The following is a 15180-nucleotide window of genomic DNA, read 5'->3' on the forward strand; positions in this document are numbered from 1 at the left end:
GCCGCGCTGGCTAGCATCAAACTTTATTTCCAGGCGTACCCTTCCCCACAATGTCCTCCTCGCAAGCTTGGCCAAGGATCGCTGCGCAGCCTGCCCCGCTGGACACCCGCATCCGCATGGAAACCCCGGAGGGCATCGACCTGGTCCTGCGCCCGGCCGGCCTGCTGTCCCGGTCGCTGGCTTTCTCATTCGACCTGCTGATACGCGGCGCGTTGCTCACAGCCCTGTTCCTGGTACTTGGCGCCCTTGGGGATTTCGGCACCGGCCTGTTCATGCTGGCGCTGTTCCTGGCCAACTGGGGGTACATGGTGCTGTTCGAAGTGCTGAATCAGGGCCGCACGCCTGGCAAACAGATGATGGGCCTGCGCGTGGTCCACGACGACGGCACGCCGGTCGGCTGGTCAGCTTCGCTGTTGCGCAACCTGCTGCGCTTCGTCGACATGCTGCCGGTCGGCTACTGCCTGGGGGCGTTCACCTGCCTGCAGCACCGCCGGTTCAAACGCCTGGGCGATCTGGCGGCGGGCACCCTGGTGATCTACCGCGATGCCCCCGCGCAACGGCCCGTCCTGCCCGAGGCGGAACCAATCCTCGTGCCCCTGATGCTGACGCTTGAGGAACAGCGCGCGGTGCTGGAGTTCGCCGAGCGCCAGCAAGCGCTCTCACCCGCCCGCGCCCAGGAGCTGGCTTCGATTCTGGCGGTGCCGTTGCAGATGCCCTCACCCGCGTCCCCGGCTCAGGCCGTCGATCATCTGAACGGCGTGGCCCGTGGCCTGGCGGGTTCGCCATGAAACAGAGCCAGTTCGAACAACGTCATCAGGAGAGCTGGACGCACTTCGGTGAGCGCCTGGAAGCACTCGAGCGCAGCCGGGGCAGGAGCCAGGCCGGGGACGGTTTCACCGAACACTACCGGCAAGTCTGCCAGCACCTGGCACTGGCGCAGGAGCGCGGCTACAGCACGCACCTGGTCGAGCCCTTGCAACAACTGGCGATGCGCGGTCACCAGCAGCTTTACCGGCATCGCAGCCAGTTCGGCGCGCAAGTCCTGGGTTTCGTGCTGGCCGACTTTCCACGGCTGGTGCGCGCCGAATGGCGTCTGGTGGCCCTGGCCGGCGGGCTGTTCTTTGGCAGCCTGATCGTCATGGGGCTGCTGGTCCATGCCTTCCCCGACCTGATCTACAGCGTGGTCAGCCCCGCTGACGTGACTGAAATGGAAGCCATGTACGACCCCGCCGCACGGCGTCTGGGCCAGGCGGCAGAGCGAGGGGCCAGCGCCGACTGGCTGATGTTCGGCTACTACATCATGCACAACATCGGCATCGCCTTTCAGACCTTCGCCAGCGGCTTGCTGTTTGGCCTGGGCAGCCTGTTCTTCCTGCTGTTCAACGGGCTGATGATCGGGGCCGTCGCCGGGCACCTCACCCGCGTCGGCTTCGGCGAAACCTTCTGGCCCTTCGTGGTCGGCCACGGTGCATTCGAACTGACCGCCATTGCCCTGGCGGGCGCTGCAGGTCTCAAGCTGGGCTGGGCGCTGCTGGCCCCCGGCCCGCTGCGACGGGGCGAAGCCTTGCGGATAGCGGCCAAGACCAGCGTGCGCCTGATCGGCGGCGTGATGCTGTTCCTGCTGATTGCCGCGTTCATCGAGGCGTACTGGTCATCGATGACCTGGCCACACCCCGTCACCAAGTATCTGGTCGGCGCCGCATTGTGGGCCCTGGTGGCCGCCTATCTGACTTTCGCCGGACGCACCGCTCATGCGCCTGACTGAATCCTGCGTCGCCATTCGCCCACGCAATCCCTGGGAAGCGGTCGACCTGGGCGTCGTACTCGCGGGCCGGCATCGGGGTCTGCTGATGAGCAGTTGGGCGATTGTCACGATCCCGGTCTTCGCCTTGCTGACTGCCTTGCTCTGGGATTACCCGACCCTGGCCATCTTGCTGTTCTGGTGGCTCAAGCCCGCTTTCGAACGGCTGCCGTTGCTGATCCTGTCCCAGGCGCTGTTCGGCGAGGCGCCCTCGCTCAGGCAGGCACTCAAGGCATGGCCGCGCGCCCTGAAGCCACAGCTGATCGCCAGCCTGACGTGGCGACGTTTCGGCCTGAGCCGCAGCTTCAATCTGCCGGTTCAGCAACTCGAAGGGCTAGACGGCCTGGCCCGCGCACAGCGGATCGCCCTGCTGGGGGAGAAGAACCTGCGGGTGGCGCGCTGCCTGACCTCCATGGGCAGCTCGCTGGAACTTTCCCTCTGGGTCGGCCTGCTGGTGCTGTTCTATGCGCTGCTTCCCCAGCAGATCGAGCTCGACTGGTCATGGCGCAGCCTGCTGGACATCGAAGGCCGGTGGAACTGGCTCGAACACCTGACCAACGCGTTCTACGCCCTGGTGCTGGTGATCTGGGGCCCTGTCTACGTGTCCTGTGGCTTCGCCCTCTACCTCAATCGGCGCACCACGCTAGAGGGCTGGGACATCGAACTGACGTTCCGTCGCCTGCGCCAGCGCGTCATTGGCAGCGCCTACGTCCTGTTGATCGGCTGCTCCCTGGCATTCGGTTTGGCCTCGCAGCCGGTCATGGCGGATGAACCTCTGGATGAGCAACCCTACAGCTGTCCACTGCCGCCACTGGATTCACCACTGGCAGATGAACAGGTAGCCGGGCCTACCGCTGCCCGCTTGCTGGGCCAGGCACTGAACAGTCAGGACTCGCGAGCCGATATCAAGGCGGTGCTGGACAGCCCGCCCTTCAAGAATCCAAAACCTGTTTCGGGCTGGCGCCTGCCCGAAAAGAAACACGGAGCTAAAACCAGCGACACGCCCAACTGGCTGGCGCAGTTGATCGTGCAATTGCTCAACGTCGGCAAAACCCTGTCGACGGTGTTCGAAGTGTTGCTGTGGACATCGATCGGCGTACTGACGGCGTGGGTGATCTGGCGCTACCGAAGCTGGTTCGCCACCTTCGTCAATCGCACGCCCCGCAGGAAAAAAACACGGCATGACGCCCCCCAGCAACTGTTTGGCCTGCAGGTGAACGCCGAAAGCCTGCCTGATGACATCGCCGCTGCCGCAGACAGGCTCTGGCAGCAGTCACCGCGCGAGGCCCTGAGCCTGTTGTACCGGGGGCTGCTCAACCGGTTGCTGACGGACTACCAACTGCCGCTGAAAAACGCCGATACCGAAGGCCAGGTACTGGAGCGCGTCGCCGCACTGGACCAGCCCTCGCTTCACAGCTACAGCCGGGAGCTCACCCGGCACTGGCAGAATCTCGCCTACGGGCACCAGCTACCGGCTGCTGCGGTGCACAAAGCCCTGTGCGATGACTGGCGGCAGTTGTTCGGAACCGGGGCGCCGACATGAGCAGACGCCTCGGGATGCTCGTCGCAGCGCTGGTTGTGGTGTCTGTTATCGCCGCTGCCGTGCCGTGGCTCAAGAAACTGGAGCACTATCAGGAAACGGTCGATCAGGGGCCGTCTCCGGAAGTGCGAGCCAACCCTTACCTGGCCGCCGAAACCTTCCTGCGCCAGCGGGGGATTTCAGTCAGGACCACCCAGGCGCTGAACACGCTCCCCGATACTGGCGAGCAGGCGCAGACCCTGATGCTGCTCGATACCCGGGAGAAAATGACCCCGGCCGAAGTCAAGCGCGTGCTTAGCTGGACCCGCTCCGGCGGACGGCTGCTGTTCGTCGCCGAGCAACTGTGGGACGAAGAAAAGGGGCGCAGCGGCGATCCGTTGCTCGATCAACTGCAGATTCGCCAGTTCCTCACCCGCGACCTGCGCGAACAGGACAAACGCTGGGAGCGCGAGCAGCTCAAGCCGGTCATCCCCCTGAGCACCCCGGACGTCAAGGCGCCGCCCACGCCCTGGCCGGAACTGACGCGCCTGTATGTGCAGAACGAAAGCGATCCGGCGTACATGAGCTTCGACCCGGCCTTCCATCTGGACGACCCGCAGGATCATGCCCAGTCATGGGCCAACAGCGCGGATGCAACCCACATGCTGCAGATGGTCTACGGCGACGGGCTGATCACCGTGCTGACGGATGCGGACCTGTGGAAAACCCGCGCCATCGGCAAGTACGACAACGCCTGGCTGCTGTGGTACCTGAGCCAGGACAGCGATGTCACGATGTTGCTGCGCACCGATCACGACGATCTTTTCGGCCTGCTCTGGAAGTACTTTCCCCAGGCCCTGCTGGCCCTGGCGCTGTGCCTGGGGGCAGGGCTCTGGCATGCCGGAATGCGTCAGGGGCCACTGCAACCCGAGCCTTCCCTGGCCCGTCGCCAGTTGGGCGAGCATTTGCGCGCCAGCGCCGATTTCATGTTGCGCCGCAGAGGCCAACAGGCGTTACTGCGTGCCTTGCAGCAGGACATCCTGCGCCGTGCCCGGCAGCGCCACCCAGGCTTCGACGCACTGCCGGTCACCGAGCAGTGGCAAATGCTGGCGCGCGTGACGCGCCAGCCCACCAGTGACATCGGCCACGCACTGCGCCCGCGCCTTGAAGAGCGCCTTTCCAGCAGCGAATTCACCCGTCAGGTTGCCTACCTGCAAACCCTCAGGAATGCCTTATGAACTGGCGCTGGGGGATCGTTAGGAAATCTTTGCACTAGAAACAACCACTTAGAAAAAAACTCACTACAGTGTTTTGGGCGGTGCGAATCCTCTCTGTCTGTAAGCGCAGACAAAGGGGGCAACTGTCTAGTCATTGTGGGGTGGTGTGAATGGAGCTTGTCTGGGGTACTGAAGATTTTGTGATAACTGGGCAAACCTACGTACAGTTTCCCATTCTGCTTTGGGATTCAATGGAGAGTTGCATCCCGGTCAACCAGTTTTTTCGGAGCTACCTGCTTCGCGGATCAATCGGTTCTAACAAGTCCTGGCCGAGTACTGGCCGCGCCCTTTACGACTTCTTCAGCTTTCTTCAGGCTCATGAGCTTGATTGGCGCGACGTGGACCGTGGGGAGGCCAAGTCCCTCGTCGCAGCCTATCGCGACTATTGCTTGGTGACGTGCAAGCTGGCGCCAAATACCACACGCCAGCGCTTGACCTACGTTTGCAAGTTCTACGAGTTCGCCCTGAACCAGAAGTGGGTTACTCGGGTTCCTTTCAGCTATGAAGAGCGCAGCATCAAGCGTGCAACCAGCTTCCTTGGACATCTCGATGCCAGTGGTAACAAAGTCATGGCGAACGATGTGATGCCTCGGGTTCACAAGGCGCTCCCCAAGTACTTGAGCATGTCCCAAATTAAGCTGCTTTTGGCCGCATCAGAGAATCCTCATCATCGAATGATGATGCGTCTGGCGTTGCATACAGGTCTCCGCCGTAGCGAGCTTGTTACCTTCCCATACGAATATGTGTACGACCCCGACAAGGTGGCGGGAACTGAACGCAACCTGAGGGTTTCACTTGACCCATTCGACGGCAGCGGCATGCAGACCAAAGGGAGCAAGCCCCGAGATATTATGGTCAGCCGTAAGTTCATGTCCCAGCTATATCGCTATCTGTCAAAGGTGCGTGGCGAGCGAGCATCCTTGAGCAGTATCCCGCAACAGGCACTTTTGCTAAACCAGTGCGGGCAATCCTACGGAAGTGATGGTAAGAGCCTGAACCGGATTATTAATGAGACAGGCAAAAGGGCTGGGCTCAAAACCAATGCCCACATGCTCCGCCATACCTACGCAACTCAGACCTTGATCAGCCTTCGGCGCGATCCTGGAAAAGGGATTGACCCCTTGGTCTTCCTTCAGCGCCAACTCGGCCACAGTTCGATTGAAACTACGATGGTGTACCTGCACGTGGTCAACGAAATGGCTGACGACGCAGTGCTGGCCTATGACGATGAGTTGCACGCTTTGGTGGAGGAGGCTTGATGGGGAAGCGTAAAGAATTTACCAGAACCGATCTCAGCGTGCCGCAAGTCGAGCACAGTATCGACACCGCTGGCAACGTCGTCGTTCTGCCTGACGTTATCCCTCCACCAAACACCATTATTAAGTTTGTGCGGAACAGCGCTCACCGCAAAACCTTCGACTTTGCGCGATGGTATGGAGCTGGCATTGACGCTGTCACCTACGCCTGCCAGCGCCAAATTGAACGTTTCCTTGCCGGTCAGGATGCCGACGTCACAGTCACTACCGTGACTAGCTTCTGCAAAGGTGGGATGCGTCACTTCCTCGATTACTGCCTACTCCGGGCAGCAGCTTTTGGACGTAACTTGGTTTTGGCCGATATGAACCGGGACCTGATCGACGGCTACCTTAGCCATCTAGATGGGCGAGGATGGTCGACTATCTCTCAGAAAACCGTCTATGGGCACACAAAGACCGTGCTGCTCGCACTTGGACAGCGTGGTCTGTTCCCCTTGGCCATTTCTGGGGAAGCAGCAACCTTCCCACGCAACCCCTTCCCCAACAGCAACCGAAAAGCGAAGGGCGAAACGGCGCTATCCAAACGCGAGCGCCAAGCGTTTGCAGCGGCGCTAAACAAGGCCATTAGGCCAATATGGGCCGATAACACAATTGTGACCGTCAATCTTCTGGCCTCAGCACTGTTGACGGTGGCCCTGCACACTGGACGAAATGCCACGCCACTTTTTGAGATGGATCGCGACTGCTTGCGTCCGCATCCAAAGGACAACACTGTATTCCTAGTACTTTGGAAACGGCGCGGCTACAACACAAGCAAAGTAGCGTTGCGGGCCGAATCGGATGCTGAGCGACTTCTCGAATCCACGCCTAGCGTTAGGACTAACATCGAGCGTTTGATCCGCCGCGTTATGTTCTTGACCGAGCCCTTCGATTCGGAAGCCCCAGACGATCTTAAGGGGAGAGTGTGGCTTTATCGCCGACGCAACTTGGGGCGGGACGGCCAAGTGACGGCGTTAAGTCCGGGGACGCTGAAGGATGCGATAAGCAACCTTGTAGCTGAGTATAAGCTTGAGGATAGCAACGGAAAACAGCTACGCATCAATATCTCGCGCCTGCGAAAAACCTTTGCCAACCGCATTTTTGAGCTTACCCATGCCGATCTCGCGACCACCGCCGCAGCCCTTGGCAATACCACGAAGGTAGCCGACAAAAACTACTTGGCGCCCAGCCAAGATGCTCGCCGCAACTGGAAATTCATGGGTGAAGCTTTGGTGGAGGAATTGCAGGCCCGAACCATCGGTGCGACCTATAAGGATACCCCGATGGGTCGTTGCGCCGATCCTGTGAACGGCCAGTTCGCTCCGCAGCGCAAGGATGCGACATGCATGAATTTCATCAACTGCCTGCGCTGCACACACTATGCGGTGACTGCTGAGGACCTCTACAAACTATTCAGTTTCTACTTCCGCGTTCTTGGCGAGCGGTCGCGGATGGACAAAAAGCGTTGGGCACGGGAATACGCCCACATTCCTCGCCTGATCGACCATTACATCGTTGCCGAGGGATTGCGGCGTGGCATCTTCAAGGCCGCAGCCGTTGAGGCCGCTAGGGAGCGCGCGCGCTTGCAGCCCCATCCATTCTGGTCGGCTGATCTGATTCCTAGCTTGGAGATCTTTGAATGAGTGATAAAACCTTCCAGGCACTCCCATGGACGCCCAGTCTCGCCCAGCCGGGTGATGTGCGCGGACTCCCTGAGCCCGAACGCGATGCTCTCATCATCACTGCTACTCAGGTGGATGGGCAGTGGGTCATCCTCAGCCGATACGGCGACGACATCTGGCATCTCGACGGTTTCGCCAGCAACCGAGCATCTTATCAAAAACGATTGGACTTCAGCCGTGTACCACCAGCGTTTAGAGCAGTAGTAAAAGCAATGTTGTACCGTTACCTACGACGCGGGAGACAAGAAGCGGGGCAACCTAAGGGCACCACGGTTCGTCAAATGTTTAATGATTCAATGCCTTTTTTGCGCCATCTGGAAATTTTGAAAATCGACCGCTTGAGCGCAGTCACGCCGATGGTCTGTACGGCGTATGTATCAGCGTGTAAAGCCCACCGCCAGACCCGCCGCTCTAAAGGCAAGCCGTTATCTCAGGGTGCGCTGAGAACCCGTTTCATAGCAGTCGAAGCACTCCATCAGTTGAGCCAATACACCGACGACCCTATGCCTCTGCATCCCTGGCCAGACACGTCCGGGATGGCGATGGCAGGACTTATCGGGCAGGAAACTCAAGGTGGAAAAACGCCGCTGATTCCCGATGACGTGTTCTGCGCCTTGTTCGAGCAGGCATATCAACAGGTTGATCGCGGCCACCACCTGCTTAATCTGCGCGATGAACTTGATGCCATCTCGGCGCAACGGAAGACGCTGTCTACCGAAGGCCTCTATTGGGCTAAGAATCGCCACTTGAGCACTTCTGGCTGGGAAGGCGGGTTGAAGGCGCTCAACAAGGCAGTGCTCGATCTACGCACGGCCTGCTACATCATCCTCGCTAGCACGTCAGGATGCCGCAACCACGAGCTGGCCAATTTGCAGTCGGGCGCTGTGCACCGCACCGAAGATGATGAGGGCATCATCTATCACTGGATGCGTTCTCGTTCCGACAAGACTGATGCAGGCATACATGACTGGATGATTCCTGAGGCCGCCGTGCGCGCTCTACGTCTGATGGAACGATGGTCCGCGCCCTATCAAGCCATGATCGCTGTTGAGATCGTGCAGCGACGGCGCGCCAACCCACTTGACCCGCAAATCTCAGAGGCGCAAAAGGAACGCCATTCGGTATTTCTTGGTGCATATCCAAATGAAAACAACAGAGTGCGCACGCTCAGCAACACGACTTGGGGCCTGAACCTCCAAAACTTCGCCAAACGTTGCGGACTGAGCTGGAAACTCACCAGTCACCAATTCCGCCGCAAATTCGCCAATTACGCAGCCCATAGTCGCTTCGGCGACCTGCGCTACCTAAAAGAACATTACGCACACTGGTCGATGGATATGACCCTAGGTTACGCCATGGACGAAGCCTGGGGACAGCATCTGGATCTAGAGCTTTATGCCGAAATTGAGGCCGAGATGGAGGATGTCAAAGTTAGCGTCGTCGATGACTGGTTGGGAGACAAGCCATTGGCCGGTGGCTATGGGCGGGCGCTTAAACATTGGCAGCGCGATCCACAAAACTTACTGATCTTCAAGGATCGAGCCTCTATGGTGAAATCCATTGCAGAGAGCACGGCGATCCGCAGCAACGGCCACGCTTGGTGCACGGCAGATAATGATGGTTGCGTCGGTAATTCTCTCGACCGTACTCGCTGCGGCGATTGCAACAATGCCGTCATCAATGCCCGACACGCTCCTATCTACCTTCGACAATACAATGAACTGAAGGAGCTACTGGATTGCCAAGATATCGGTGAGGGAGGACGACAACGCGTTGAACGAGACCTAACACGCTGCCGAGACGTGCTTATTCAATTGGGCGTGGAGAATGTGATCGCATGAAGCCGAAGGAGAAAACAGCCAAATACAGACCGGCTGTGGAACGTGAGAAAGATCTGAAGTTAGCCATCTACCGCATACAGAAAGGACGTGCTCATACCAAGGAAAGCAAGGTAACAATCGCATCTGTCGCCCGCGAAGCGGGTGTATCAACGGCACTGATCCATAACCACTATCCACTCATCGCAGAGGCTATCCGTGAGATTCAGGGCCGATCAAGTCGAGCAGTACGGGATGTGAAGCACCAAGATTTGGTTGCCGAGCGCCATAAGTCCACAACCTATCGCCAAGAGAACGAAGAGTTACGCACCAAGGTCGCAAATATTGCATCTATCAATGAAGTGCTATTGGACGAAAATCGCACGCTCAAGGCCAAACAGAGCGACCGAAAAATAGTCGACTTTACCCCGAAGAAGCCGCCTGAATAGGGTGGCTTGGAGGCAGGCACCCTAGGTGCAGCTATTGAAAGCTGACTGTCGCAGATTCGTCGGCGTAGGATAGCTGTACAAATACAGCGGGGGCGCAAACCATGCCAGTTACTTTCACATGCAGCCAAGCTCGTAGACGACTCCGTCGTCTGATCGCATTGGTCGCTCAGGGCCACACCTTTGTCATCACCAAGAATGGTCGACCTGTATGTAGGCTCTCAGGCATCGAGGCTGAAGAGTATTACTGAATACCATTTGAGATAGCTCAGGCCTGCGAGTTGCCACTCGCGAGCGACGGCTATCGACCCAAAGCGGACAGTCACGCACTACGCCTTGAGGTGAGGGCGCGAAAGTGCGATTCGCATTTCAATCACAGATATGTTCCTGTCTTACTTCATGTCAGGATGTTAAAATTGTCCCTAATCGGGTCGAGGGTACGCCAACGGTAACGTTGGAAGTCTCCTTGGTTACCGTTCAAGGCTAGCGTGGGGCACGAATTACGGCTAACGGCCCCGTACTAACAGCCAGATTGGCGGATATAAATTTCTCATAATTCTTAGTTGGAGAGAAAGTTTCTGCCTTGACGCACATCATTTAATGCAGTGCTCAGATCCCCTAATTGTTCAAGGGAGCAATATTTAGCAAGTTTGAACATCAGACTGGGCGTAGACATAGTACCGCACCCTTTCGCACGTATAAAAAATGTTAGCAAAGGAAGGAGGTAGTCTTTACCCGAGATTACGTCTATTGGTGGCAGATTCTCTGAGTTCTCGCGCACCAACCGCAATGCGGCTTCCCAAGCGGCTTCTCCATATTCTTGGACGCAGGCGTCAGCGATAGCATTCTTCAATGCCTCAACTTTCTCACCGTCTACCTTCGGCCCCGCTGCCCGCGTTTTCTGAGTAATTACAGAGTCAAGTCCGTGAGATACGGTTTTCAGATCTGGCTTAATCTCTCTGGCGGCTGCAAATGTTATGAAGAGTTCTTTGAGGGGGACTTGAATAGGCCCGAAATAATCCCCCCACTCCTGTTCTGAGAGGGCATCGTCTCGCAATACAACTCCTGAGCCCTCAACAATTAGCTCGCGTGCCGCAGTGCTACAGAATAGATAGTTTTCAATGCAGTACCTCTTGAGCTGAAATAAATTTCTATATCCTTTTTGTCGCACGCCCATTAAGATATCTAAGTCTCCGTCAACTAAAAATAAAGCGGGACTTGTATCGGTGTAATCTGTGCAGACCTTAAGAACATGGGATCGCCCATGCAGCGGGATGACTTTTCTTATTTTTTTGTCACCCTCAATCATTCTGTTAAGTAACTCTAGGTAAAATGCTTCAGAGTTGCTGTCTTCTACATAGACTTCTACAGGCTGAAGCTCGCGGTAAAGCAAACCTATGCTTTCACTGGCTGATGCAGACCAAGATGGAAGTGTTTCTATTGACATGTTATATCCCTCCATTCAATGGAATATAATATTGTCTTCTGCCGCCGATAATTGCAGGGGAATGGGTCGCTAGGATGATTTGCAAATCAGGTCCGGCAGCTTGAACCGCTTCCAGAAACATATCTTGCCAAGCGATGTGGAGTGATAACTCGGGCTCATCGACGATGAAAACCCCGCTTTTTGGTAGGTGCGAGTTCAGCGATAGGTGCGCCAGCATTATTAATATCTGGCGTTCCCCAGAGGAAAGCACGGTGAGAGGGCGTTCCACGTCAGAGATGAAAATTTTCACCTCGCCGCGATTGTTTACGCTTATTTTTTTATTTGTCTGCTTTAGGAAAAGATTTACCAAGCTTTCAAATTTTTGTAGAGGAGCGTATATGTCAGCTTTAACCTTCTCGTATTCGCTGATTAGGTTGATCAAACGATCTATTCGCGCAATCTGATGACTGTTCGAAAACCATGTTCCTAGGACCCTTGAAGTCTCTAGCGACAAAGGCCTCGCCTTCGGCGTGACTTTGCGCTCTGTGGGAATCAAATCCCTATCTTTTTTTCTTTCAGATGCACTGCTCTTAGATGCGGAGCCTCCTCTAGGGTGTTGTTGAATTTCATTTTCCCCTTCAAAAAAGTTAAGAACATTTATTAAAATTGCTGTAAGGTTGTCAAAGAACTTATCATACATTACTGAAAGCTCTTCGTTTTTAACATCTAGACTTATCAGTGCTGTTTTTATACGCCTTTGCTTGTCCTTGAGCTGCTGGAGGCTTTTGCTGTTTGGGAGTGCCATTGCCGCGCCATTAGAGCTGCTGTTATCAACAAAAAAAGAATCTAAGATTATTTTGTTGCGCAGCTTGTGGTCTGCTAACGTTTGGCGGTCTTTAATTTCTGCGCTTTGCTTGGAGATCAAATCTAGCGCTTCTTTCATCCCTGTATCGCTAGATGAATTGTCAGAATTTTTTTCGTTGAAGAATTTATTTATGGAAAACGGAGATGCATCGTAGGGTGTTACTTCTTTGATAAACCGTCTGTCGAGGCTTAAGTACATCGGCGAAGGTAATTTGGTGATGTATCGAAACACCTCGCTTTGCCAGAATTTGCTGCTGCTGGAGCGGTCGACGGAATGTTTAAGCTCTTGAATGCTCGCGCGCAGTACTTGGTCGGCGGGAGCTGACGAACTCTCCACCCTCAGCTCCAGCCATTCATCGACTTGATTAGCTCTAATGTTCAGCAGGTCACCGGAGTCCATTTTTATTGATAATTCAGCGTTCTTAAAACGGATCTTTGCTAAGTCCTCTAGCGATGGTGCGAGCAACGCGGTAATTATATTCAGTGCTGAAGTTTTTCCGGAGCCGTTTAGTCCCGCGATGAAATTTACAGACTCATTAAATCTTACATTGAAATTAATATGATCATGCACGTCTGTTGCTGAAAATTGCGCGAGCTTCACATTTCCTCCTTGATTTATTCTGATCAATATCTCACGTTGAGTGTACCCACGTTCTTTTGATGGCTCAATGATATCTTGCTGCTTTTTTCTGCTGTCTTATCAGCATTGCGCAATAGCCCAAGGATAGCGTCTCGATGGTCGCACAGCTGGATTAAGCACAAGAATACAAGTGCCATTTTCCGATCGAGTTATCCAACAAGAGATGCCGTTTTGAGGCTGAACTGTCCAAGAATTCCTGGGGAAACCAGCAGATGGACACGTTCAATATCAGCGCTCCTCCGAGGCAGAGGAGACTTGCCAGCGTTCAGCCATGCTCGCAGGGCGGTGCATATCTTTTGGATGAGGGGGGCATCGCCTTTGAGCGGCTGCTTTTGGCCGATTGCAGCCAGTGACGAACGTATACTCCCTGCGCTGCATCTCGCGATCATCCCAGCACCATTACCATCAATTGAGGGTATGGTTCCGAGCGTATCAAAGCCGCTGTCGCGACTGTATCCTCAGCTCGTCGAAGCGCACGGGGTTCGGATCGGGTTATGGATAGCGAGCGAAAAATTGAGAGATGGAATGCCAAGTGGATGATTGTGGCCGGGCGGGCGGTGTGCAGTGGATGCCTTGAAAGCCAGCCACTGGAGGATTGTGAGAGCCCCTTTACTCATGCCCATGCCTGCGAGATTAGCGATGATGAATCCAGGCATCCGTGGATTGAGCTGCACGACACCCTAGACAGGGCGAGAGGGTAGGTTGCGTGCTTGCCCCTACGACGTCGCGCCTCGAAACTCGCGGTGTTGGGTTGGGGAGAGACAGCCATCCACGGGCAGCTACCGACCTATAACGGATGATCAGAAATAGGAGGTAGGAAGCCTTTGGCTACCAACCGCGACGAGGCGTACCATTACTCATACCGCGAAGGAGTAATCAGATGCCCATGAAGCTGTCGCACGAAGATGTCCCTGGTTCTCTCAAGGCTTTGGACGACGACATCGAATCTCATCCAGACCAAACCAAACCGCTTGCCCCCGCAATCGCAGAGCGAGTCCGGGATTTAGTGTGTGGAGTCGAGATTGATCTAGAAGCCCCGCTGCCTACTGAGCGCGAGAGAGATTGAAGGGGCGCAGCGCCGCTCAATACTCGGCGGCGTCGGCAACTGCACCACGTATTGGGCACATGAACGTAGCTATTTTTACTCGTAACATATTCGCGTTACGTAAAAAATTCTGCGTTACGATTAGTAAAAATCGTTTCACCACTGGAATCTCGCCCTTGGAACGGACTTGTGCGCCGACTACTCGCCCTCACTGAGTGGTCGAGCAGTTTGCGCATGGAGCTGGCAACGCACTCGCTGCCAACCGTCCGCGTACAACAATCTGCCACTCGCTCCACAGATCTCACAGGTGCGAGCGGCGTGCTGTTCCGCAAATGTGATCCATTCATTGGTACGAGAGTCACGGCCAGCTACCAAGACCCGTAGCGTTCCCATCTTCTCAACCGCCTCCGCCAAATAGGTCGGGGCATGACCTCCACGTTCGTTTGCGTGGGAAAGGAGCGAACAAAGAGTCTCAACGATTGCGAACCATCCTTCGCCACAGTCATATCTGAAGTGCGAAGGCGCTTGAAACGCAGCAGGAAATCGACTCCTGAGGTCCGATTCCAGATCAGTCTGGCTGGCCATTGTTCAGCTCCTTTAAAGTATGAGCACAGCTTGTGATGGAGTCATCGCTTGGACAGTTATCAGATCCGGGTATATTCACACCAGTCCGCTTGAACGTCTCAATCGTCTCATCAATAAACACTGCCATCCGGTCCATGTACTCCGTGTTTTCCTCCGGCCCGAGCAGCTTCCGCTTTTGCTTCCTCACGGCTTGCGGGTCAGTCTTTTGACTGACTAGTCCCTTTCGCTCGAAAGCCAAGCCAGGAGCCCTCTCTTGAGGTAATTCCATATGCCAGATTGGTGAGCCAGGAGGGTGCGGGTCGAGTCGTTGGTGAGCTTTATAGAGATCGGCGAAATAAATCCAGCCTAATGGTGCGAAGGAGAGGATGCCGTAATCGGAACCACTTCGCGTGGAGACCCACAGGCTATCGCCACGGGAATGAACTTGAACAATGTCAGACGTCTCGATTCGGTGCCCATCTGCAAATGTTCCGAATCCATCTGCGAGCACATGACGCCAAACCTCGCCCGTCAGCATCGCGGGGGGCTGGACCTTCGCGTTCGTCACGAAGCCTGTGAATACGACCCCAACGGCGTCTGCTTTCAGCTTTAATATTGCCGCTTTAGTTCTGTCATCCATTCCATTGCGCTCATACAAATGGGGGAGCGCGACTGCGCCTCTAAGTCCCCAAAAAAGGTACGCCACCCGCAAGGGCAATCTCAAAGCCCCTCTAACAGATAAAGACATATCTAATGTTCGCCTATCGTTGATTCCAAAAATAACCCATCCCTGCGTCCAATGCC

At 55.7% G+C, this 15180-nt stretch carries 12 protein-coding genes; 9 read left to right on the forward strand and 3 right to left on the reverse strand.

Annotated elements, in window-relative coordinates; all coding sequences use genetic code 11:
* The first annotated feature begins 50 nt into the window (after nucleotides 1-50).
* From ACIPO9_RS13855 to ACIPO9_RS13895, 9 genes are all read left to right on the forward strand, one after another.
* Nucleotides 51-788 carry an RDD family protein gene (locus ACIPO9_RS13855; RefSeq protein WP_400781499.1) on the forward strand — a complete coding sequence of 246 codons (738 nt, stop codon included), beginning with the start codon at nucleotides 51-53 and terminating at the stop codon, nucleotides 786-788.
* Nucleotides 785-1765, forward strand: a complete 981-nt coding sequence (locus ACIPO9_RS13860) for a stage II sporulation protein M (RefSeq protein ID WP_400781502.1) — start codon at nucleotides 785-787, stop codon at nucleotides 1763-1765. Before ACIPO9_RS13855 ends, ACIPO9_RS13860 begins: the two co-directional genes overlap by 4 nt.
* Nucleotides 1752-3344, forward strand: coding sequence for a DUF4129 domain-containing protein (locus ACIPO9_RS13865; RefSeq protein ID WP_400781505.1), 1593 nt, complete (start codon nucleotides 1752-1754; stop codon nucleotides 3342-3344). The genes ACIPO9_RS13860 and ACIPO9_RS13865 overlap by 14 nt, the downstream gene beginning before the upstream one ends.
* Complete coding sequence (locus ACIPO9_RS13870) at nucleotides 3341-4558, forward strand: DUF4350 domain-containing protein (protein WP_400781507.1); 1218 nt, start codon at nucleotides 3341-3343, stop codon at nucleotides 4556-4558. The genes ACIPO9_RS13865 and ACIPO9_RS13870 overlap by 4 nt, the downstream gene beginning before the upstream one ends.
* A gap of 149 nt (nucleotides 4559-4707) precedes the next feature.
* Nucleotides 4708-5856, forward strand: coding sequence for a tyrosine-type recombinase/integrase (locus ACIPO9_RS13875; RefSeq protein ID WP_400781510.1), 1149 nt, complete (start codon nucleotides 4708-4710; stop codon nucleotides 5854-5856).
* A complete protein-coding gene (locus ACIPO9_RS13880; protein ID WP_400781512.1) occupies nucleotides 5856-7535 on the forward strand; it encodes a hypothetical protein in 1680 nt (559 codons plus the stop codon). The genes ACIPO9_RS13875 and ACIPO9_RS13880 overlap by 1 nt, the downstream gene beginning before the upstream one ends.
* Nucleotides 7532-9415 carry an integrase gene (locus tag ACIPO9_RS13885; RefSeq protein WP_400781514.1) on the forward strand — a complete coding sequence of 628 codons (1884 nt, stop codon included), beginning with the start codon at nucleotides 7532-7534 and terminating at the stop codon, nucleotides 9413-9415. The genes ACIPO9_RS13880 and ACIPO9_RS13885 overlap by 4 nt, the downstream gene beginning before the upstream one ends.
* Nucleotides 9412-9840 carry a TetR family transcriptional regulator gene (locus tag ACIPO9_RS13890; RefSeq protein ID WP_400781516.1) on the forward strand — a complete coding sequence of 143 codons (429 nt, stop codon included), beginning with the start codon at nucleotides 9412-9414 and terminating at the stop codon, nucleotides 9838-9840. The genes ACIPO9_RS13885 and ACIPO9_RS13890 overlap by 4 nt, the downstream gene beginning before the upstream one ends.
* Before the next feature lie 101 nt (nucleotides 9841-9941).
* Complete coding sequence (locus ACIPO9_RS13895) at nucleotides 9942-10088, forward strand: type II toxin-antitoxin system Phd/YefM family antitoxin (RefSeq protein ID WP_400781518.1); 147 nt, start codon at nucleotides 9942-9944, stop codon at nucleotides 10086-10088.
* A gap of 308 nt (nucleotides 10089-10396) precedes the next feature.
* Here ACIPO9_RS13895 and ACIPO9_RS13900 read toward each other — a convergent pair whose 3' ends face one another.
* From ACIPO9_RS13900 to ACIPO9_RS13910, 3 genes are all read right to left on the reverse strand, one after another.
* Nucleotides 10397-11284, reverse strand: a complete 888-nt coding sequence (locus tag ACIPO9_RS13900; protein ID WP_400781521.1) for a DUF4435 domain-containing protein — start codon at nucleotides 11282-11284, stop codon at nucleotides 10397-10399.
* A gap of 1 nt (nucleotide 11285) precedes the next feature.
* Nucleotides 11286-12728, reverse strand: coding sequence for an AAA family ATPase (locus ACIPO9_RS13905; RefSeq protein ID WP_400781522.1), 1443 nt, complete (start codon nucleotides 12726-12728; stop codon nucleotides 11286-11288).
* A gap of 1652 nt (nucleotides 12729-14380) precedes the next feature.
* Nucleotides 14381-15016 carry a hypothetical protein gene (locus ACIPO9_RS13910; RefSeq protein ID WP_400781525.1) on the reverse strand — a complete coding sequence of 212 codons (636 nt, stop codon included), beginning with the start codon at nucleotides 15014-15016 and terminating at the stop codon, nucleotides 14381-14383.
* Between the last annotated feature and the right edge of the window lie 164 nt (nucleotides 15017-15180).

The organism is Pseudomonas sp. NPDC090203 (assembly GCF_044746765.1).
Lineage (GTDB): Bacteria > Pseudomonadota > Gammaproteobacteria > Pseudomonadales > Pseudomonadaceae > Aquipseudomonas > Aquipseudomonas putida_AD.

What these genes read in the sequence shown, in the direction of transcription:
- ACIPO9_RS13885 (WP_400781514.1), top strand. Translation starts at nt 7,532, where the DNA reads ATGAGTGATAAAACCTTCCAGGCACTCCCATGGACGCCCAGTCTCGCC.
- ACIPO9_RS13890 (WP_400781516.1), top strand. Translation starts at nt 9,412, where the DNA reads ATGAAGCCGAAGGAGAAAACAGCCAAATACAGACCGGCTGTGGAACGT.
- ACIPO9_RS13860 (WP_400781502.1), top strand. Translation starts at nt 785, where the DNA reads ATGAAACAGAGCCAGTTCGAACAACGTCATCAGGAGAGCTGGACGCAC.
- ACIPO9_RS13870 (WP_400781507.1), top strand. Translation starts at nt 3,341, where the DNA reads ATGAGCAGACGCCTCGGGATGCTCGTCGCAGCGCTGGTTGTGGTGTCT.
- ACIPO9_RS13875 (WP_400781510.1), top strand. Translation starts at nt 4,708, where the DNA reads ATGGAGCTTGTCTGGGGTACTGAAGATTTTGTGATAACTGGGCAAACC.
- ACIPO9_RS13865 (WP_400781505.1), top strand. Translation starts at nt 1,752, where the DNA reads ATGCGCCTGACTGAATCCTGCGTCGCCATTCGCCCACGCAATCCCTGG.
- ACIPO9_RS13895 (WP_400781518.1), top strand. Translation starts at nt 9,942, where the DNA reads ATGCCAGTTACTTTCACATGCAGCCAAGCTCGTAGACGACTCCGTCGT.
- ACIPO9_RS13855 (WP_400781499.1), top strand. Translation starts at nt 51, where the DNA reads ATGTCCTCCTCGCAAGCTTGGCCAAGGATCGCTGCGCAGCCTGCCCCG.
- ACIPO9_RS13910 (WP_400781525.1), bottom strand. Translation starts at nt 15,016, where the DNA reads ATGGATGACAGAACTAAAGCGGCAATATTAAAGCTGAAAGCAGACGCC.
- ACIPO9_RS13900 (WP_400781521.1), bottom strand. Translation starts at nt 11,284, where the DNA reads ATGTCAATAGAAACACTTCCATCTTGGTCTGCATCAGCCAGTGAAAGC.
- ACIPO9_RS13880 (WP_400781512.1), top strand. Translation starts at nt 5,856, where the DNA reads ATGGGGAAGCGTAAAGAATTTACCAGAACCGATCTCAGCGTGCCGCAA.